14 protein-coding genes are annotated in these 21584 nt (G+C 46.7%); 7 read left to right on the top strand and 7 right to left on the bottom strand.

Annotation, left to right across the window (positions count from 1 at the left end):
• Positions 1-209: 209 nt before the first annotated feature.
• From PPO43_RS09015 to PPO43_RS09045, 7 genes are all read left to right on the top strand, one after another.
• A complete protein-coding gene (locus PPO43_RS09015; protein ID WP_272617015.1) occupies positions 210-860 on the top strand; it encodes an MBL fold metallo-hydrolase in 651 nt (216 codons plus the stop codon).
• A gap of 194 nt (positions 861-1054) precedes the next feature.
• Positions 1055-2083 (top strand): thiamine-phosphate kinase, encoded by a 1029-nt coding sequence (thiL, locus tag PPO43_RS09020; protein WP_272617017.1) that lies wholly within the window; start codon positions 1055-1057, stop codon positions 2081-2083.
• A gap of 51 nt (positions 2084-2134) precedes the next feature.
• A complete protein-coding gene (gene hisS, locus PPO43_RS09025) occupies positions 2135-3532 on the top strand; it encodes a histidine--tRNA ligase (protein ID WP_272617019.1) in 1398 nt (465 codons plus the stop codon).
• A 120-nt stretch (positions 3533-3652) separates the two neighbouring features.
• On the top strand, positions 3653-4666 hold the full coding sequence (locus PPO43_RS09030) for a T9SS type A sorting domain-containing protein (protein WP_272617021.1): 1014 nt from the start codon (positions 3653-3655) through the stop codon (positions 4664-4666).
• 650 nt (positions 4667-5316) lie between these two features.
• The gene (locus PPO43_RS09035) at positions 5317-9204 is read left to right on the top strand and encodes a reprolysin-like metallopeptidase (protein WP_272617023.1); all 3888 of its coding nucleotides are present in this window, start codon (positions 5317-5319) and stop codon (positions 9202-9204) included.
• A gap of 13 nt (positions 9205-9217) precedes the next feature.
• Entirely contained in the window at positions 9218-9427 is a 210-nt protein-coding gene (locus tag PPO43_RS09040) for a hypothetical protein (protein ID WP_272617025.1), read from the top strand.
• 284 nt (positions 9428-9711) lie between these two features.
• A complete protein-coding gene (locus PPO43_RS09045; protein WP_272617026.1) occupies positions 9712-10911 on the top strand; it encodes a class I SAM-dependent methyltransferase in 1200 nt (399 codons plus the stop codon).
• Positions 10912-11091: 180 nt separating this feature from the next.
• Here PPO43_RS09045 and PPO43_RS09050 read toward each other — a convergent pair whose 3' ends face one another.
• From PPO43_RS09050 to PPO43_RS09080, 7 genes are all read right to left on the bottom strand, one after another.
• A complete protein-coding gene (locus PPO43_RS09050) occupies positions 11092-12621 on the bottom strand; it encodes a leucine-rich repeat domain-containing protein (RefSeq protein ID WP_272617028.1) in 1530 nt (509 codons plus the stop codon).
• Positions 12622-12633: 12 nt separating this feature from the next.
• Entirely contained in the window at positions 12634-13242 is a 609-nt protein-coding gene (locus PPO43_RS09055; protein WP_272617029.1) for a DUF4240 domain-containing protein, read from the bottom strand.
• A gap of 274 nt (positions 13243-13516) precedes the next feature.
• On the bottom strand, positions 13517-14164 hold the full coding sequence (locus tag PPO43_RS09060) for a phosphatase PAP2 family protein (RefSeq protein ID WP_272617031.1): 648 nt from the start codon (positions 14162-14164) through the stop codon (positions 13517-13519).
• A gap of 2 nt (positions 14165-14166) precedes the next feature.
• Positions 14167-15648, bottom strand: a complete 1482-nt coding sequence (locus PPO43_RS09065; protein ID WP_272617033.1) for an LptF/LptG family permease — start codon at positions 15646-15648, stop codon at positions 14167-14169.
• Between the two features lie 284 nt (positions 15649-15932).
• The gene (gene yidC / locus PPO43_RS09070) at positions 15933-17936 is read right to left on the bottom strand and encodes a membrane protein insertase YidC (protein WP_272617035.1); all 2004 of its coding nucleotides are present in this window, start codon (positions 17934-17936) and stop codon (positions 15933-15935) included.
• A 513-nt stretch (positions 17937-18449) separates the two neighbouring features.
• Positions 18450-19850 (bottom strand): T9SS type A sorting domain-containing protein, encoded by a 1401-nt coding sequence (locus PPO43_RS09075; RefSeq protein ID WP_272617037.1) that lies wholly within the window; start codon positions 19848-19850, stop codon positions 18450-18452.
• 387 nt (positions 19851-20237) lie between these two features.
• Positions 20238-21260 (bottom strand): T9SS type A sorting domain-containing protein, encoded by a 1023-nt coding sequence (locus PPO43_RS09080; protein WP_272617039.1) that lies wholly within the window; start codon positions 21258-21260, stop codon positions 20238-20240.
• Positions 21261-21584 lie beyond the last annotated feature (324 nt).

Consider the following 21584-nt stretch of genomic DNA (forward strand, 5'->3'; position numbering starts at 1 on the left):
GCTAGGCCAGTCGCTTCGCTCCTTTGCAGGCTCGCTGCGCTCGCCTGCGATGGCCCAATAGAAAAGGCGCTTAAATAATTGCCCACAATTTTAGGGCCTCAATAAAATCGATTCTCTGCCTAAATAAACGTATTTTTGCGGCAAAAGGTCGCTCTTAACAGATTTAGGAGAAAACAGTACCGTTTAAAACTATCTTAAAATAAGGAATTATGGCTGTGGTTCAAGCTTTCACTTTTAATATGTTTCAGGAAAATACATATATAGTATATGACCAAAGCAAGTCATGTATCATTGTAGATCCAGGCTGCTACACCGCCCAAGAACAAGAACGCCTGAAGCTGTATATCTCGGAAAGAGGCCTGAAGCCCGAAGCTGTAGTCAATACGCATTGCCATCTGGACCATGTTTTTGGAAATGCCTTTGCCTGCAAGACCTGGGATATTCCGCTCTATGTGCCCGAAGGCGAGGCCGCTATGCTCGAGGCTTTTCCTCAAGTGGCCCAAAGATACGGCATCCCCAAGGTGACCCCTTCCCCAAAACCCAATAAACTCCTCAAAGGAGGCGAGACGTTTAGCTTTGGCCAAACGAGCTTTAAACTGCTCTATTGCCCCGGCCACTCCCCCGCTAGCCTTTGTTTTTATTCTGAAAAGGACCATCTGCTCCTCGCTGGAGATGTACTCTTTTTTGGTAGCATTGGCCGAACCGATTTGCCCGGCGGAAATTACGAGATCCTCATGCAATCTATTAAAGATGAAATCTTACCCCTGCCCGATGAAACCGTGGTCTATTCGGGCCATGGACCCAAAACGACCGTGGGCCGAGAACGCAAAATGAACCCTTTCATTAAAGAGATGCGTTAAGCCCCTTTTTGGTTGGTCCAAATAAGGCGAGCGAAGCGACTTGGCCTAGGGGCCTGCAAGGGTGCCGCGCAGCGGCAGACCCAGCCAGCTTGCTGGCGCAGGGCCGAGCAGACCTGCGAGCCCTGCAAGGGCCCGGCCGCCGAAGGCGGCAGGCCCCAAAAAAAATTAAAAATTATTAAGACGATTGAATAGCTATGAAGCGAACAGAACTGAAAGAATTGGGAGAATTTGGTTTGATTGACCATCTAACAAAGGCCTTTGCGCATAAGCATGCTTCTACGATTAAGGGTGTGGGCGATGATGCCGCCGCCATTCGCTATGCTTCGGAAGGTCCACTAACCCTAGTCTCTAGCGATATGCTGGTGGAGGGAATCCATTTTGATTTGTCTTATACGCCCCTCAAACATCTGGGCTATAAGGCGGCTGTGGTCAATTTTTCAGATATCTATGCCATGAATGCTCGCCCCAAGCAGTTGTTGGTCAATATGGCCCTGTCTAATCGTTTTTCGGTGGAAGCTATGGAGGAATTGTATGCGGGCATTCAGCTCGCTTGCGATATCTATGGCGTTGATCTAGTGGGCGGAGATACTACTTCTTCACTCAAAGGATTGGTCCTTAGCCTGACCATTATGGGCGAACAAGCCGCCGATAAGGTGGTTTACCGCCGTGGGGCCAAAGCTGGCGATTTGCTTTGTGTAACTGGGCATTTGGGCGGCGCTTATTTGGGCCTTCAACTGCTAGAAAGAGAAAAGCAAATTTTTATGGAGCAGCCCGATATGGAACCCGATTTTGATGGCGAAGAGGAATTGGTGGGCCGCCTACTCAAGCCCGAAGCTCGCCAAGATATTATTGCCTTTTTTGAGGAGCAAAAGCTGGTCCCCACCGCTATGATTGATATTTCGGATGGACTCTCTTCAGAGGCGCTACACCTTTGTAAGCAATCGGGCCTAGGGCTCTTGCTCGAAGAAGTGCATGTGCCCATTAAGGAGAAGGTCTACCGTAAAGCCCTAGATTTTAATCTGGACCCCTTAGTTTGTGCCATGCATGGCGGTGAAGATTATGAGCTGCTGTTTTGCATTGACCCCAAAGATGCCGATAAAATTAAGTACAATATGGATATTTCCATTATTGGGGAAATGGTGCCCGCCGCAGACGGTATCCGCCTACAAACTAAGGGCGGCAAGTTGATGGATTTGGTGGCTCAAGGTTGGACGCATCATTAGGCGATCGATTTTTCCCATCTTATTTTTTGACTGTTTAGATCTATATATATCATGAAACCGAAATTAGTACAAGGTAGCCGCGACTTCGGTCCTTTGCAGCTCCGCCAACGCAAATATATTTTTAATACGCTGCGCGATATTTTTAGCCGCTTTGGCTTTCAGGAAATTGAAACGCCTGCCCTAGAAATGCTCAGCACCCTACAAGGCAAATATGGCGATGAAGGCGACCAATTGCTCTTTAAGATTCTCAATAATGGCGATTACCTCAATGGAAAAGAGGTGCGCAAACAAAGCAGCCCCGAGGAACTCGAAAAGATTTTGGCCGAGAAAGATAGCGCCGCCCTTAGCCCGCTGATCGCTAGCCGTGGCTTGCGCTACGACCTAACTGTTCCCTTTGCCCGCTTTGTGGTCCTGAACCGCAACGATATTGCCTTTCCCTTTAAGCGCTATCAAATCCAGCCCGTTTGGCGAGGCGACCGCCCCCAAAAAGGCCGATATAGAGAGTTTTATCAATGTGATGTGGATGTAATTGGCTCGGACTCTCTGCTCTATGAGGCCGAACTCCTCCAAATTTACGATCAGGCTTTTGCCAAATTTGATGTGAAGGTCGATATTCGCCTCAATAACCGCAAACTCCTGGAGGCCTTGGCCCAAATGATTGGCCAGCCTGAGCTCTTTATGCCGATTACCGTAGCTATTGATAAGTTGGATAAAATTGAGTGGAAAGGCGTGGCCCAAGAACTAGAAAAACTAGGCCTAGACGAGCAGCAACAACAGCAAATCCAAGCTGCTATTCAGGCCAAAAGCCTAGAGGAACTAGCCGAGCTTTTTGGCCCAACTAATGAAGTGGGCCAAAAGGGCATTGCCGAGCTGCAAGAGGTTTTTGCTTTCCTAGAAGGCTATACCTTTAGTAATAATCTGGTCCTTGACTTTAGCCTGGCCCGTGGCCTGAGCTACTATACCGGCTGTATCTTTGAGGTGGTGGTCGATACGACTGCCCCCGGCCAAGAAAAGGTCAAGATGGGTAGCATTGGTGGCGGAGGACGCTATGATAACCTTACGGCGGTCTTTGGCTGGGAAGGAAACTCGGGCGTAGGTTGCTCTTTTGGGGCCGCCCGCATCTTTGATGTGATGGAGGAATTGGGCCGCTTTGACCAAATTCCACAAGATGAAGTCGAACTCTTTTTCCTCTGTATGGATGAAGACTCGCTCAAGTATGGCTTTAGCTGCCTACAAGCTTGCCGAGCCGCTGGCATCAAAGCCGATATTTATCCAGAGGCGGCCAAGTTTAAAAAGCAGATGAAGTATGCCGATAAAAGAGGGCTGCAAAAAGTGGTCATTATTGGCGAGAGCGAAAGAACAACTGGCCAACTCCAACTGAAGAATATGAAAACGGGAGATCAGTCTAGCTGTAGCCTAGAAGAGCTCATTGCTCAACTCAAGGCCTAGTTAGCACAACCGTATAACACTAAGGCAGTCAATATCTTAGGGTATTGACTGCTTTTTTATGCGAGGAAACTAATTACTAGTAAAAAACATAACTTTAGTCCAAATTAAATCGCAAAGAATATGAAACAAGCATTATTTATCCTCCTCTTCCTTTTTTCTCAAGGCCTACTGGCCCAACAACAAGATACTAGCGGCTTTTGCCCTACGGGCACGATCTGGGTCTATAAGCATGCAGTGCAGATGTATTTCCCTTCCTACAGCATGTTTAGCTATGAAAAAGATACGGTGGTTAATGGGCAGGCAGTCAAAAAGATTCGCCACGATAGAGTCGCCTATACCTATCAATACCAGAACCAGCAGCCCTATATTGCTGGACATACCATTAGCTGGCAGAATGATGAGTTTCTCTATGAAGACAATGGCAAACTGTACTTCTTCTTAGATAGAACTCAGCAGTTTAATATCCTACACGATTTTACGGCTATGATTGGAGATTCTTTTCTTGTCCAACAACATCGAGCAAGCTGTAGCAATAACAGCAATTATCAGTTGGAAGATACTTTAGTGCTTTTGGACAAAGATGTCCTTACGATTAACCAACTACAGTTTAATCGCTCTTTTTATAATATTAGCGCTACGGTTCTAGATGATACGACTAGCCAATATTTCAAGGGGAAAATCATTCACAATATTGGTGGAGAAACTAGCTTTTTCCCTTATCCAACCCCCTATGTCTGCAATCCAAATGATGGAATGCAGGGCCAAACTACGGAGCTAGTCTGCTACCAAGATGATGAACGGGGCGTACTCATTGATGAGGTGCAAGAGGGCTGGGGCTGCGAAAGCCTCATTACTGCCGTAGCGCATTTAGCCGATCCTTCTATGGCCCAAAATGCTCCGCAGGTTCAACTGTTTCCTAACCCCACTCAAGAGCAGTTTTACCTACAGAGCCAGCAGCCCCTTCTGCGCTACGCCATTTATCAACTCAATGGGCAGTTGATTCAGCAAGGGAGCCTTAGCCAGAGCCAAGAAAACTACCAGATTGCAGTCCCCAATCTGCCCGCAGGCCTTTATATCCTGCAACTAGAGAACGAACAGCAAGAGGTTTTCTACCAAAAGTTTAGAAAGCAATAGCCCATTTCGCAAAGTATAATAGCTAGAGGTCCAAAACTTAGGTTTTGGGCCTTTTTTATGCCTTTAGGAGACTGTTTTGGGGCCTGCCGCCTTCGGCGGCCGGGCCCTTGCAGGGCTCGCAGGTCTGCTCGGCCCTGCGCCAGCAAGCTGGCTGGGTCTGCCGCTGCGCGGCACCCTTGCAGGCCCCTAGGCCTGCGGCCCTTCGGGCCTGTAGGATGAGTTTTGGGAATAGTCCCATCAAAGTCTTGATCTACGGTTTCACAAATTGCGAATAGCTTACCTAAGTTTACAAATGCCATTTTACAAATCCCGAATAGCTTAGCCTTCCGATTATTTGGGGTTTCTATACCCTAAGAGATGATTAGCATTTTATAATACCTCTGGGTTGAAACCTACAGATAGCAGGCGGCGAAGCCGCCGCAGGCCTAGCGATGTGCAGGGGTGGCCCGAAGGGCCAGACCCAGCCGCCAAAGGCGGCGCAGGGCCGAGCAGGCCTGCGAGCCCCGCAACGTAGCGCCGACGAGCGCAGCGAGGCGGAGGCCCCAAATCCTCATCACCTTAACTTTAAAGGCGAAATAAAATATCCATAAGTTTGTTTTTGCCAAATTATTATTTGAGCTTTGTGGGATTACCAACTCAAAACGATGCTTATGCGCAGTTTATCCACTTTTTTTCTTAGTTGCTTGATGCTGACAGGCTTATGGGCCCAGGGGCAAGAGCTTTGGCAAAGCCAAAGCGAGGCAACTGTTCCCATTTATGGGGTTCGTTATATTCAGCCGCAGGCCGCGGCTTATTATCAGTTAGATTTGGGGCAGTTGCAGCAGCTATTGGATGCGGCTCCTATGGAGTTTACGCCTATTGCGGGGATGAGCCAAACTTTGCTTAGTTTGCCCATGCCTGATGGGCGGATGGAAAGCTTTGATATTCAGGAGTCGCCCATTATGGAAGCGGCCTTATCGGAGCGTTTTCCCGATATACAGACCTTTAACGGGCGGGGAGTGACTGACCCTAGTAAATCGCTTCGCTTTGATCTTACACCAGCGGGTTTTCATGCTATGATTATGCAGGCCGATGGGCCCACTATCTTTATTGATCCAGTTTATTTTAAGGGCGACAAGCGCTATTATCAGGTCTATTACCGCACTGATTTCCGTTCTACGGTGGCCAAGAATTTTAGCTGTGAAACGGAGGCGGAAATTACGAAAGGACAGACGAATAAGCGTCCATTTTTGCCCAAGTCCTTTGGGAGTTGTGAGCTACGGACCTATCGCTTGGCGCTAGCCGCTACAGGGGAATATACCCAGTTTCATGGGGGAACAGTAGCCGATGCTTTGGCGGCTCAGGTAGTTTCTATGAACCGAGTAAATGGGCTTTATGAAAGAGATTTGGCTATACGGATGGTCATTGTGGCCGATAACTACAAAATTATTTATACCAATGGCAGCACCGACCCTTACAGCAACTCTAGCGGTGGGGCCATGTTGGGCGAAAACCAAACGGTCTGTGATGATTCTATTGGTACGGCCAATTATGATATTGGGCATGTCTTTTCTACTGGAGGTGGGGGAGTTGCCTATCTACAATCGGTCTGTAATAGCAATAAAGCAGGAGGGGTAACGGGTAGTGCCAGCCCTATCGGCGATCCTTTTGATATTGATTATGTGGCACATGAAATGGGCCATCAATTTGGGGCCAATCATACCCAAAACAATGCTTGTAACCGCAATGGGGCTACTGCAATGGAGCCTGGTAGTGCTTCTACAATTATGGGGTATGCGGGTATTTGTGCGCCCAATGTACAAAGCAATAGCGATGACCATTTTCATGGGGTCTCTTTAGAAGAAATGGGGGCTTTCATTACGGGCAGTTCACATAGTTGTGCTGTAACTACGCCATTGAACAACAATTCGCCAGTGGTCAATAACAGCAGCACAACTTTGGTTATTCCAGCCAATACGCCCTTCTTCCTCACTGGAGATGCGCAGGACCAAGACACGGCTGATGTGTTGACTTATTGTTGGGAGCAAATGGACAATCAAACGGCCACGATGCCCCCTTTGCCAACTTCTACAGTAGGGCCAAGCTTCCGTTCGGTTTCGCCCAGCAGTAATCCCACTCGCTATTTTCCCAACTTAGTGGATCTCAGCGCAGGGGTTAGTCCAACTTGGGAGGTGCTTTCATCTGTATCCAGAAGCTATAACTTCCGTCTTACTGTTCGAGATAATGCGGCTGGCGGTGGCTGTACCGATCATGCCGATTTATCGGTTAATGTAGATGCGAACTCTGGTCCTTTTATCGAGACTTATCCTTCGGCTACAGGTATTAGCTGGATTGGAAGCACCCAAAAAACAGTAGAATGGGATGTGGCCAATACCAATAATGCCCCAGTCAACTGTACGCTGGTAGATATTTTATTGTCTACAGATGGCGGCTTGACTTATCCTACTGTACTCGCTACGGCTACCGCCAACGATGGCTCCGAAGTGATTACGGTACCGAATACCCCCTCTACAACTTGCCGCATTATGGTTAGAGCAAGCGGAGGCAACTTCTTTGATATTTCGGATAATGATTTTGAAATTACAGCAGCAACCTTTGGCTATAACCTTTCTGTGGCTATGGATAGTATTGCAGGTTGTCCCAATAATAGCGGCAGCTACTTGATTAGCGTTACAGGCCTCTTGGGCTATACCGATCCCGTTCAGTTGAGCTTGAATGGCTTGCCTACTGGAGCTACGGCTAGCTTTGGCAATGCAAGCATTACGCCCACAGATACCACTACTTTGTCTATTGCTTTTGGAACGGCAGCTGCAGGAGATTATAATCTCAGTTTAGTGGCCCAAAATGCTTCAGATACACAAACGCTGAATTTGGTCCTTTCTGTTTTGGATGGCAATTTGGCTGCGCCAACGCCCCAACTGCCCGCCAATCAGGCTCAAGGCGTTATTAGTCCCGCTAACTTTAGCTGGACAGCTAGCAGTAGCGCTGGTCAAAGCTTTGGCATTGAGATCGCTAGCGATGCGAACTTTACAAACATGGTAGAGTCAGCGACGAACCTCAGTAGCCCAAGTTATACCTCTGGCAATTTGGCTGCTAATACTACTTATTATTGGCGAGTGACAGCTAGCAATGTTTGTAGCAACTCAGTCAATTCTGCTGTATTTGAGTTTACTACTGCCGATTGTAATATTTATGCAGCCACAGATTTGCCGATTGCTATCCCCGCCGCAGGTGCTCCCACAATCAGCTCTAATATCAATATCCCTAATGCGGGAAGTATTATTGATTTGAATGTGGTCAACTTAACAGGAACCCATTCTTGGGTATCTGATTTGACCTTTGTATTGACGAGCCCCAATAGCAGTAATGCCACTCTCTTTGCTCAAATTTGTGGAGGAGATGATGACTTTGATGTCAATTTTGATGATGCTGCAGCTAGTAGCCAGTTGCCTTGCCCGCCCGTTGGTGGGGGCACTTACCAATCAGAGGACCCCTTATCGGTCTTCAATGGAGAAAACCTCTTAGGAACATGGACGCTTAGCGTATCGGATGGTGCCAACCAAGATGGTGGAAGCCTAGACAACTGGGGAATTCAGGTTTGTGTGGCAGCCCCTACTTATCTTCAAGACGTAGCCCTACTGAGTATCACTAATTTGTCAGGAAGCTATTGTAACCAAGGTGATTTTACCCCCGAAATCAAGATAGCCAACTTAGGTGCAGATACCCTAACGAGCTTGACTATTGAATACAGCATCGATGGCGGAAGTCCCCAAAGCTTTAACTGGACGGGCACCCTAGCTACCAATGCATCTACTGCAGTGACCTTACCTATAATTACAGTAGCCACTGGAGCACATACTTATAGCATAACATTGAGTTCGCCCAATGGGCAAACCGATGGCGATTTGAGCAATAATACAGCTTCTACTAGCTTCACTTATGTGAATCCTGGCCAAGATGTGACGGTGGCCATTATCACAGATAACTTTGGAAGCGAAACAACTTGGGAAATTCTCAATACACAAAACCTTGTAGTGGCTAGTGGTGGACCTTATACCGATGGGACCCCCAACCAAACCTTTAGTCAGGCCAATTGCTTGCCCAATGGTTGCTATACTTTTGTTATCTATGATAGCTATGGAGATGGCTTAGATGATGGCCAAAATACAGGTAATTTTATGCTTACAGATACGGCGGGCACCATCTTAGCCAATATGGGGACTAACTTTACCGATTCTACCAGCCGTAGTTTCTGTATCCAACCCACTGCCGTAGAAACAATTGAAGGCCTAAGCTTATTTGAGGTGTTCCCGAACCCCGCTAGCCAAAACTGTTTTGTGCAGCTGGAACTAGATGGGCAAAGTCCGCAAGCTCGACTTTCTTTGGTAAATACCTTGGGCCAAGAGCTTCGCCAATATACTGTAGATCAAAAATGGCAACAGCAAATTGATTTAAGCAATTTGCCCGCTGGAGTCTACTATTTACGTCTGCAATTGGACCAAAAACAACAGAGCCGAAAATTGCTTATTCATCGCTAATCAACTTGGCTTAATGCTTATTCATCGCCTGTTTTCTTTGGAAGACAGGCGATTTTTTTGTGGCCCGCGGCCAGCTTTGCTGGCCGCCGCTATGCTGCGCCGCTCGCAGGTCTGCTCGGCCCTGCGCCACCTTCGGCGGCTGGGTCTGGCCTGCGGCCACGGCTGCGCAGCGCTGGGCCGCTCATCCAATTTTTTTCTTTTGGCGGTATTCTTCGGCAGTTAATTTTAGGAGGGGGCACCCTCATTTATATATTCTTGCGAAGCAATACCATATTTTCAGGCGGCGAAGCCGCCGCAGGCTGAGGGATGGAAAGGGGGGCGGCGAAGCCGCAGACCCAGCGGGCAACGCCCGCGCAGGGCCGAGCGACCTGCGAGCCCCGACACAGCCCGACCCGCCCGCAGGGCGGGGCAGCCCCAAAACAAAAGGACCAAAAAAGCACTAATAAAATTAGTATTTTGAGGCCGCTGCTCAGATTGGGCAGTCTGTTATTCTTTAGTTTTTGAGATATGTCTGAGAAAGATACTGCCATTCAGCAATTTATAGCATTGCTCCAAGAGGCTTTGGCCCAAAAAACCTTAATCAAATTGAGCCTGTCTAAGGGCCCAAAAGAAGCTGCCCAGAAGATTTTGGGTCGCCCGATTGCCTTAAAAAAAGGCTTGGCCCTGCAAGCTACCTATCGCTATCCTACACAGGATAAGGTGCAAAATTATCTGTTGGCAGAACTAGACCCCCAGCTATCGAGCTGGTTGCAAGACTATAAAGCGGCCTATTTAAAAACGACCACAGAAGAGATACAACTCCTCTTTAATCGGCGGGGGATTGCTCGTTTGCAGCGGAAAAAAATGGCCCAAAAGGCGGAGCCTGCGGCTTTGTCGCACAATCGCAAAAAGCAATACCTCATCTCCGCAGATCGGCCATTTTTGCAGGCCTTGGGCATTACGGATGCCAAGGGGCGGGTCAAGGACAAGCAGCAAGACAAGTTTCGGCAGATCAATAAGTATGTAGAAATTATGCAGGCCCAATTGGAGCAGACCAATTTGTTGGGCCAGGCTGCTCGCCTGCGCATTGTCGATATGGGAAGTGGTAAGGGCTACCTCAGCTTTGCGCTGGTTGATTTTCTTATGCAGCAAGGGCAAGAAGTAGAGTTGTTGGGCGTAGAGTTACGGCCAGAACTGGTCGAGTTTTGTCAGCAACTGAGTGAGCAATTGGGTTGGCAAGCCAGCATTCGTTTTATGGCGATGGACATTGCCGATTTTCCAAAGGAGCTAAAAATAGATGTTTTAATTGCCTTACACGCTTGCAATTTGGCCACAGATTATGCTTTGCACAAGGGTCTTTTGCAGGGGGCTGATTTGTTGGTGGTTGCGCCTTGTTGTCATAAAGAAATCCGCAAACAGATTCAGGCGGTAGCTCCGCAATGGCGATTCCCGCTCAAGCAGGGCATTTTTCAGGAACGGCAGGCCGAGCTATTAACCGATAGCATTCGGGCCTTATTATTAGAGCATCAGGGCTATCAAGCCAAGGCTTTTGAGTTTATTTCGGGCCAGCATACGGCTAAAAACCTGATGTTAGCGGCCCAAAAGCGCCCGCAGGGAGTTACGGAAGAGGAGCAAGCCAGCATTTTGTTAGAGTTGCGTGCTTTGGCGGCCGAATTTGGCATTAAGGAGCAAGAATTGGCCAAGCGTTTGGGTTTAGCTTTGGTATAGGCAAAAAAAATGAGCAGCAGCCTTCCCCAAGGCTACTGCTCTGTAATCCCCATGATTTACCCCAAACTTAATTGAAGTGCAATTTTGGAGGAGTTTCCTCCTGATTGCATTACAAAGATAGGGTAGCTTGGTACTTTTTTCACTAGTGAAAGGCCTAAAGGGCCAAATTAGGCAAAAGGCCTAGAGTTCTAGATCCATAATTGCGCTCTTAAAATGGCTTTTCCAGAGGGCCAGCGCTTCTTCGGTCCAATCATTATCGCTCAAGTAGAGATTTTGCAATTGGCCTGCTAGAGGAACTAAAGCCTGCGGGAAATCTGTAAATTGATTATTTCGAAGATCTAGCCATTGAATTTGGTCTAGTTCGCCTAGGCTTTGGGGAAGTGTTTTTAGTTGATTATCTGAAAGATCTAGTTCTTCTAAATTACTCAAAGGGCGCCAGTTTTCGGGCAGTTGGGCCAATTGGTTTTTTTCTAGATTGAGTTGGCGAAGCTGTGGTAATTTATCCCAGCCGCCCAAAAGTTCGCTCAATTCATTTTTGCTCAAATCAAGCTCTTCCAGCTCTGGCCAATCTAAGTCGTTAAGATCAATCTGACGAAGGAAATTGCCGGCCAGCAACAGTTGTTGAATTTGAGCCAGTTCATTTAGTGGACTGGGCCATTTTTGGAATTGATTATCTCTAAGGTCTAGCCAAGTTATCGCTGTCAATTGCCCAAAATTATCAGGTAAATTTCGCAATTGATTGGCGGATAGGTCTAGCCAATGTAAGGCGGGTAAGGCTAATCCTTGGCCCAAATCGGCCAAATTACAGTTACTCATGTCCAGCTCTTCCAGCTCTTGAATTTCCTGCAGCATTAGTGGAAGTTCACCCAAGGGGTTATCTTCCAAATTTAAGACCTTGAGGTTTTGGCAGCGGGCCAAATTGAGCGGCAACTTTTCAAGTCGATTATTACCGAGGTCGAGCTGTTCTAAAGCGGCGCATTCGCCAACTTCTTCGGGCAGCTTTTTCAGGCGGTTGTAGCCCAAAAATAAGCTTTGCAAGTTTTGCAATTGCCCAATCGCTTTAGGCAACTCTTTTAGGCCTAACCCTTCCGCTTGCAATTCTTCCAATTTATTCAATTGGCCCAATACCTCATTCAACTGAGAGATAGGGTTGGCACTAATACTCAACTGTTCTAGGGCCTTGAGCTGCCCAATTTCTTGGGGCAACTGGGCCAAGGCATTTTCAGAAAGGTCCAATTGCTGCAACTGCTCCAACTGGGCAAAGCTAGTGGGCAAAGCAGTCAGTTGATTTCGTTCCAAAAGCAATTTACGCAAGGCCTTGAGCTGCCCAACACTAGCGGGCAATTCCTTTAATTGATTGTTTTTCAAATCTAAACGCTTCAATTCTTCCCAAGCGGCTAGATCTTCGGGAAGCTCTTGTAGGCCATTGTTCGAGAGGTCCAACCAACGCAATCGCTTGAGCTGAAGCAAGACCTTTGGCAAGGGCGAAAGCTGGTTGTCAGAAATATCTAACCACTCTAATTGCCCCAAATTCGCCAAACTATCGGGCAAATCCCGAAGACGATTGTCTTCTACATTGAGCTGTTTCATGCCTTTGGATCGACCAATTTCTTGGGGCAATTCCTGCAAACCTTTACGGCTGGCATCAAGTTTCTTAAGGCTTTTTTGGGCCAGTAGTTCGGCCAACTGAAGTTCATAACGACTAAGCATAATCTTGGGCAATTAAGCAGTTTCTGTAGATGGGGATTGCTGTTCTTGGTACTTCTGCAAACGATAGTAGAAGTTCTGGAAAAACTTCTTAAATAAAGCGGGATAACGCTTCCGCAATTTATACTCCTGCGCCAAAGGACGCATTTTCTCTTCTAAACTAAATTCTGCCTGCTGCACTTTTTCATACTCTCTAAGCCAATCATAAGTGTGGCAGAGGTTGCGCTGACTCTTGCGCTCATAAGCCGTCTTGAAGGCCGACCAAAATTCATAAAAGCTGAGCTCTGGATTGTCTCCATCCTCAATATTGACCTGCTCGCAAAGAAATTCGGCCGGATTCGCTAAGCAATCATGAAAAAATTGCTTGCCCTGGGCAATCAACCAATACCGAAAGTCCTCAAATCCCCATTCTTCATAGCCGCCATTGATTAAATAATGGGCCGCCCAAACTTCTTCGGTACTGCTCTGCTGCAAAAGCTGCATCAAATAAACCGCATGCCGCCGAATACTATCAGAGGTCATCGCTTCCAAACGCTCCTCCAATAAAAGGACATACTTTTGCTGATCTTCTCCCGCAGATTGCTTGACCGCATCTATCAGGAGCCAAAAATCTCTCTCTATCATAGCTGTTGTTTTATGCTGTTGTTGTTGTTCTGGGGCTGCCCCTCCCTTCGGTCGGGTCGGGCTGTTTCGCAGCTCGCTATTCGCTCGGCCCTGCGCGGCTTTCAGCCGCTTGGTCTGCCGCCTTCGGCGGCCCTGCTGTCCATCCCTCAGCCGTTCTGGCCCTACGGGCTAGTGGCGGCTATGCCGCCAATTTGGGCCAGGTCGCCCTCATTCTGGAAGATAAGAAAACTCAGGCAGCTTGCTGCAATTTTTATGTTGGGAGCTTCCCAAAAACTTAAAATCTAATCAAAGGCTCCCCCTCTTTGGACCAATTTCGACTAAAGTAATGAATCAACGCCGCCAATACGGTCCCCCAAGCCGCTCCCGCCAATACATCTTGTAAAAAATGTTGCCCCAAATACACTCTAGAAAAAGCAACGCCCAAAGCCAAAAATGCAAAAAATACTTGCTGTATGGGCCGAGGACTCCAAAGCCCCAATAAACCAAATAAACAAGCCGAAACCATGCTGTGGCCCGAGGGAAAACTCGATACCCAACTCGTCTTTTGAGGTAAATGCTCTATGGCCGCCAATAACTGCCCCCGAATATGTAGAAAATAAGGCTGGGGCCGAGGTAACTGAAAAAAGAATTTAAGTCCCTGACTTAGGGCCAAACTTAGGCCCGTCCCCAATAAAAAAAGTAGACTGTAGCGCAGCCGAATAAAGAGCAATACCCCAAAACAAAAGAGTAGGGCAAAGCCTTCGGTTAGCTGCGTAAATAGACGAAAAAAGAGGTTAAGCTTGGGCCCTCTAAAATCTAAAAAGAACTGAATGCCTTCTCCCTTATCTAAGTAAAGCGCAGGAATCCAACCCAACAAAATGGGCCAAAGCATCAGATGAAAATAGAGCTGATGCGCCTGCCAAAAGGACCAAAATCGCTGCATACTTAAGCCGTTTTCTTTTTGGGTAAAATACTTTTAATCTTGCTCCAAATGGCCGAAAAACTAATCAGCTGAGCATCTCGTAAAGCAGCTCTAGAAAGCAAAATAGCTAGCGGAAGAAGGACCAAAATAGGCAGCCAAGAGCCTGCCCAACAAGGCCAAACCAGCTTTTTAGCTAAGCGCTCTCCAGTTAAGTGAAGAACAAAAAAGGTCATAAAAAAGACAAAAGCTACAAAAATAGGCCAGCCAAATCCCCCTTTCTTAATAATGGCCCCCATGGGCGCCCCCACAAAAAGGAAAAGCACACAGGCCAGGGCAAAGATGATTTTTTTGTGCAGTTCGTTTTCGTGTTCAGCTACATCTTCTTCATAGTGAGGCAGGCCACGATTGACATTTTGCGCTTGCGATTTAATATTTCGGGCAAAGCTTTGGGCTCGCTGATAAACAGCATGTCGGTCCAATTTTTTATTCTGCTCTACAATGCTTTTCCAGTTTTTAGCTCCTGCTAGGGGCTTTACTTGGGCCAAGTTGGCAAAGGGAATATATTGTTTATCGGGTCGATTGGGCAGGCTATCCACTTTGAGTCCTCCCATTTTCCGGAAGTAGAAGAAATTATCGCTATTGCGTTGAAGTTCTTGGATACGGCGCGCTCTTTTATTCAAAATCGAATCAATTCCATTGAGCAATTGCTTACTATTGAGTAGGGAGTAATGATTCTTAAACAGGTCCTTATCCGTTTCAGAAAAGTCAAATTCAGAGAGGTCAAAAACAGAGCGGTAGGTCTTGAAATTCATCCGCATAAAGGGATAGAAGCTTGTTTTTTTATCTAGGCCCTGTTGCATTTCTTCAAAGCGTTTGCCGTCTTCTAGCTCCAAAAGGAGGTAGCGTTTATCTTTAGAGAGGCTGAGTTGGCCAAAGTTAGCGTTAGTTTGGCTGCTATTGCCTCTTTGCTCGCTATGGTCGTAGATGCGCATATTTTCGAGCTGGTTGCCCTCTTTTCCACCGATATAAATGGTCATATTCCGAAAATCATTATTGAATTGGCCCACTTGCAAATCTAGGGCAGGTCGTTGTTTTCGGATATCGTACAGCCGAGTCTTAAATTGTAGGGCTGTAACGGGAATAATTACATTGGAGAAAAAGTAGGAGGCGCCTCCTAGCAGCAGGACAAAGAAAAAGAGTGGCCGAAGAATGCGAATAAGCGAGATCCCCGCCGATTTCATGCTAGCCAGCTCATAGTGTTCTGAAAGGTTGCCCAGCGTCATGACCGAGGCAATCACCACCCCAAAAACAAGGGCTTGGGGGACCATAGCCAGGGCTTGGTAAAAAAGCAATTCGAGAATAATATGCACCTCTAGTCCCTTACCCACAATATCATCTACATACTTCCAGAGGAACTGCATATTGAAGATAAAGACCGCCACCAAAAACCAGATGATTAGAGGGGGAAGAAAGCTAATGACTAAGAGTTTATCGAGTTTTTTCACAGTAGCAAAGTTAAACGGCAGACGAAAACTAATCCTCTTTTTGCGTTCTACAGGCCCGAAGGGCCGCAGGCTGAGGGATGGACAGCAGTGGCCGCAGGCCAGACCGAGGCGGCTTTGCCGCCGCAGGGCCGAGCAGACCTGCGAGCCCCAAAGCGTAGCGCCGCAAGGCGAAGCCGCAGCAGAGGCCCCAAAAGATACAGCAGTTAAGGTATCTAACTAGACGAAAAAGAGGAGGGAAAGGGACAAAAAAAGCCCCTGAAAAAGGATTCAGGGGCAAAAATAATTTATTTATTCTTTTTATTCTTCTTTTGCTCTTCGAGCATTTTGCGTTGTTGCTCCATCATGTCTTGGTAGCGTGCTTGCCAGCCTGATTTCTTTTTGGGGTTAGCTTCGCGGTCTTGGCGTTGCTGTTCCATTTCGGCGGCTAGTTTATCTTTATCTAGAAGGACAGATTTCACTAAGAAAGTTTGGCCAATGTTAAAGAGGTTAGAGAAGAGCATGTAGCAAGTAAGTCCCGCCGCCCAGCTATTTAGGGCAAAGAAGAAGATGACAGGGAAGGCATACTGCATATACTTCATCATTTTGGCGTTGGGGTTGTCTGCCATCATATCCATCTGTTGACGGCTATTGTAGGTCAAGTAGGCAAACATTGAAATACACCAAAGGAGAGTAAACAAACTCACATGATCGCCATAAAAATCATAGACAACGGGCACATAGCCAAAGTCTAAAATCGAGTCATAGCTAACGAGGTCATCGGCCCAAAGGAAGCTCTTCTGGCGGAACTCAATAGAGGCTGGGAAGAAGCGGTAAAGGGCAATCCAGATAGGCATAGTGAGGACCATCGGTAAACATCCGCCCAAGGGGCTCACGCCATATTGTTGGTAGATTTTCATCTGCTCCATCTGCATACCTTGCGCATCATCCTTATACTTCTCTTTGAGTTTGCTCAAGCGAGGGCGGAGGATACTCATTTTCACGCTAGACTTAAGCATTTTGTACTGAAGCGGAAACATTAGCCCTCTGATAAGTAGCGTCAGAATGATGATAATCAATCCGTAGCTAGGAATAAATGAGGCCAAGAAGTTAAATAGGGGGCGGATCACATGGCGGCTAATAAAGCCGAAGATGCTCCAACCAAAAGGAATAATACGCTCTAATCCTACATCAATGCTACTTAGGCCGTCATAATCGTTGGGGCCTAGATAAAGGCGCATATTATAGACGAGCTCATTGGCATTGGCGAGGGGGAAGTTGAGGCGAGTGGTTAAGCTCTTCAAGTGGGCCGAATCATCGGGCATCATGAAGGTTTGCAATTGGCCACTTTTGGGCTTGTTACTTCCGTCAATAATCAATGAGCTATTAAAGAACTGCTGCGCATGACTGACCCATTGGATCTCATTTTCAAGGGTTTCTTCGGCATCCGAACCACAGGTACAATAGCTAGGGCTGCTTTCTACCTCTTTAAAGTGGATAGAAGACATACGGCGCTCGTAGCTAGGGTTTTTCTCAATCTTATTGAGGTTACTTTGCCAGCTAAAGGGGATGCTATTGGCCGTTTTGGGGATATAGCGATCGAGTCCCTGAAGGGCAAAATCATAATTGAGCAAATAGCCCGATTCGCCAATCTCGTAGCGCTGTTCAATAAATTCTTTATCGTTGGCGGCATAAGCTCTAAAGACCAAAACATTGCCTTTGGCTTCTGCCTGAAAGCAGAGATCTTGGGTTTCAATTCCGCCCTTGCTCACATTGGCCAATGGAATAAAATAGCTAAAGCGATCTTTGGCATTATTGAGTAGGTGTAGGGCTTTTTTATCGCGGCTATCAGCCGTTTCATGGTCATAGCCCTTAAACTCCTTGAGCTCTACATCTACAATGCGTCCCCCTTTGGTATTGAACGTAACTTTGATCTTGTCATTTTCAAGGGTTTGCAATTCGCCTTGGCAGCTAGCCGAAGCAGCAAAGGGACCAAAAAGCTCTTTTTCTAAAGAACTAGCTTGAGGGGCAACGGGCAATTGCGCAATTAAGCTGTCTTTCTCTGTTTGGCTCAGACTACTATCGGCCAAAATTTCATCCTTTTTGCTACTGGCCTGCTCCTTGGCAGCTTGCATCGCCTGAGCTTGTACCAATTGTAGACTGTCAGCCATAGCCGTGCTATCATCCAATCGCTTCTTCTCTTTTGCAGCCGCTTCTATTTCGGCTTGAGAGGGGCTGTTTACCCAAACGTAACCCATCCAAAGTAGAAAGAGCAGTGCAAAACCAATGACTGTACTCCTAGAATTTCCCATTATTTTGATTATAAGTTATTCAATTGTAGGCCAATAGGGCCTATGCGTTTTGTCAGACTGTAAATCGGCTGCAAAGATAGGCAATTCTATACTTAATTTAGGAGGCTCTCCGCTTTTTAGGAGAATCTTATTCGAGCAATTCCCCTTTTTTAGCGACGACTTAAAGATCTAGTTCTAAGCACTTAGGCCCTTTTGTTCCTTAATTAGGAAGGTTTTGGGGCTGCCCCTTCCGCCGGGTTGAAACCCAGCGCAAAGCGGTATCGCTTTGCGAAGCGATGCAAAATGAGGGTTAAAACCCTCATGAGTTCTTGGGCGGGTCGGGCTGTGTCGCAGCTCGCTCTCTGCTCGGCCCTGCGGCGGCAAAGCCGCCTTGGTCTGGCCTGCGGCCACTGCTGTCCATCCCTCAGCCGCGTCGCTTCGCTCCTTTGCGGCGGCTCCGCCGCCTGTCCAACCGCAAAAAGGCCCAATCTACTCAGTAGATTGGGCCTTTTTTCTTTATTTTAGCTAAATTGCTTAATCCATCAACTGAATTTTGCGATAAACCTGACGATCGCCAATTTGCAATTGTAGGTTATAGATGCCAGCAGGATAAGCAGAAAGGTCTAAGCTTTTGGTCTGCGCTCCAGCCGTTTGGCCCAAAGACAAGAACATCAGCTCACGGCCCAACATATCTACCAAACGAAGGCTGCTGTTAGCTTGCTCTTGGCCAGGTACCTCAAAGGCTACATTAAGTAGACCTTGGCTAGGGTTGGGATATACTTTGAAGCTCGCCAAAATGAGCTCCACTTCTTCTACAGAAGTACAGTTTTGGACCACTACATATTCTGTTGTTGTAATGGTATCATAAGTGACCAAAGTATCACGAGTTAAATTAACAGTAAGCGTAAGGTCGCCATCTGTTAGGCTAAAGATAGTTGCCGTGGTATCCGCTCCAAAATCAACTACACCACAATCTTGAATAGAAGGGATGCTAGGGAATACTGAATCATCTTCATCTACATCAATGGTATAACGGGTTCCAGCTACCAAAGGAATATCCCGCCCAAAACTAAAAGCTAGAGGAAGTTGGCTAGAGGGAACATTAGTTGCTCCACCTCCTGTAATGGTATCAATGCCCGATTGGCTTCCTTGTACCGTTAGGAAGATTTCAGGATCTCCAAAAGCATCGTCACAACTAGCTGCTGTGATAGTAATGCCATCCAAATAAGTGAAATATTCAGCAGTGCTCACAATGGCTTCTTGAGTAATCGCATAAGTGCCGCTATCGGCATAAGTTACGGCAACAGGATTTTCATCTGTGCTGTTTTGTCCATTGCCAAAGTCCCAGCTATAAGTAGCCGCCTGATTAAAGTTGGGGTCTACTTGAATATTATTGCTGAACGTAACCTCTAGGGGCGCACAACCCATATTGGGCGAAAGCGTAAAACCTGCTGTAGTATCAGGATCAACCACAAAAGTAAGGGGAATATCTGCAGGCTGAGGAGGCAAGATACCCGTTTCGGCCAATACAGAAATAACAACAGTAAAGGTATCGGCTTGTAAAGGTGTACCACAAAGAGTTACACAACCATCGCGAGTATCAGGGCTATCCTCATCATAAACAGCGGGAAGGGGACGATCAAATAAAAAGCTCATGCCCAAAGGAAGGCCAGAAACGCCTACAATCTGAAAACCAGAAAGGTTAATTCCTGAAGGAATCGTAGGATCAAGGGCCACTAAAGGGGTAGTTGTATAAGGCAAGCGGAAGCTAATCACTTCTTCATAATAACTGTTCTGCATGGCATTGGGGATACTGTCTAAATAGACTGTATCTGCGGGCATTTGCGGGAGGTTGATGGTGCAGTTGGGGCATTGGGCCCAGCTGTATTGGCTACAAAGGAGTAGCAAAAGCGCAAAAAGAGAAAATTGACGCATAAGTATAATTGTTTAATTTGATTAGCAAAATGTATGAGCCAGGGGGGGAATCGGCCTAGCGATGTGCAGCAGTGGCCGTAGGCCAGACCGAGCCAGCTTTGCTGGCGCAGGGCCGAGCGAATAGCGAGCTGCGGAACGTAGCGCCGCAAGGCGAAGCCGCAGCGGAGGCCCCAAAACAACAGCGAGCTGCGACAACAAGCCCTTTAGGGCGCAGTTCGACGACCGAAGGGAGTAAACGTAGCGCCTGCCGCAGGCAGACAACAAGGCTACAAGCCGCAGTTCGACGACTATAAGGAGTAACGCCCCAAAAAAAAAGACTATTAAAGAAGCTAATAGGCTAGCATTCTCAAATAGTCTTTTATGATTTATTGTAGGAACAGCGGCGGATTAACGCAAGATTACTTTCTGTGTGCTAGACGCGCTGCCGTTGTTGATTTCGATCAGGTAGATACCTGCAGAAAACTGAGCAGTAGGCAATTGGAATTGCTGTTGGCCCATTTGTGCGCCTAGGTTTTGGCTGTGTAGACGTTGGCCCAAGCTGTTGTAGATATTGACTTGTAGATCCTGCTCTTCCTTAAGATCGAGGAACAATTGTACGTCGCCAGCAGCAGGATTAGGGAATACACTAAAGGCGTTGAGGCCATCGATATGTGTAGTCGCCACAGTAGAAGCCGTGCGGTAGTAGTGAACTTGAGAAGGATTCAGGCCATAGCAGATAAGTAGGTTGTCTGTAAGGTCGCCACATTCAAAACCATTTACTCTACTTGAAAAGCCATTTACAAGATCCATATAAGATACCAAGCTAGCAGCAGAAAGCTGTGCATCGGTAAAGGCATCAAAAACAGTCAATACATCAGCTAGGGTATTGACATCATTTATAGAAGTAATGCCTAGATTACTAAGTGTATCACAAAAACCTCTAGTTTCACTATAAAGATTAAATAGACCACAACATGGACTTCCACTTCCTGCGATTATTCCATTTAAAATAGAGTCTAATAAAACACGTACTTGTCCCATATCATATCCAATAGCAACCATCCCAAAAGTATCGCCAGGAGCAACCGTTACGCCATAGCGGCCAAGAGTTGCGGGATCTAAGATACCATCGGCATCGGCGCCAATAATAACATCTCCGCCTCCATTAGTTGTATCACAAGCGGTACGAGCGCTATCTAAAGCACAGGTTCCCTTTTTAACGATGAGGTATTCTACATTGGCAAAGCCCACAGCTTGTACACTTAGAGGAGGCGCAGGCGTCCAAATTGTACCGCCCACCTCATAGCTATTGGTACCAGTTTGTACTTCAGGGGCTGTTTTATTATTACAAGCAGTTGTTGCTTGAGCAAAAAGTTGTTGGCCAACAAAAAGCGATAAGGCCAAGAAAAGAGTTAGTTGTAGTCCTTTCATTAGATGAAATTTAATAGGTTCATAATTATGTTAGTGTCGAGCTACTAGGCGTACAAAGTTAAAGATTATCGGCAAACAAAATCTTTTTATTTAGTTTTTTTAGGCTTGTAGATAGACCAAGCTAGGGAAAATGAGGCTAAAAGGGCTGTTTGAATAGAAATAAGCAGCAGGAATGCACTATAAATTTGCTGTAGCTAGCCTTAAGTTGGCTTTTACCTATTTTTGTTTGGCAGACTAATCTATGGCCAAAATAAATAAGAGGAGATGCCCGCAATGGAAGAAAATTATACATCTACCTAGAAATTAGTTTATTTGCCTTAAATT

The sequence above is a fragment of the Saprospira sp. CCB-QB6 genome, from assembly GCF_028464065.1.
Classification (GTDB): Bacteria; Bacteroidota; Bacteroidia; order Chitinophagales; family Saprospiraceae; genus Saprospira.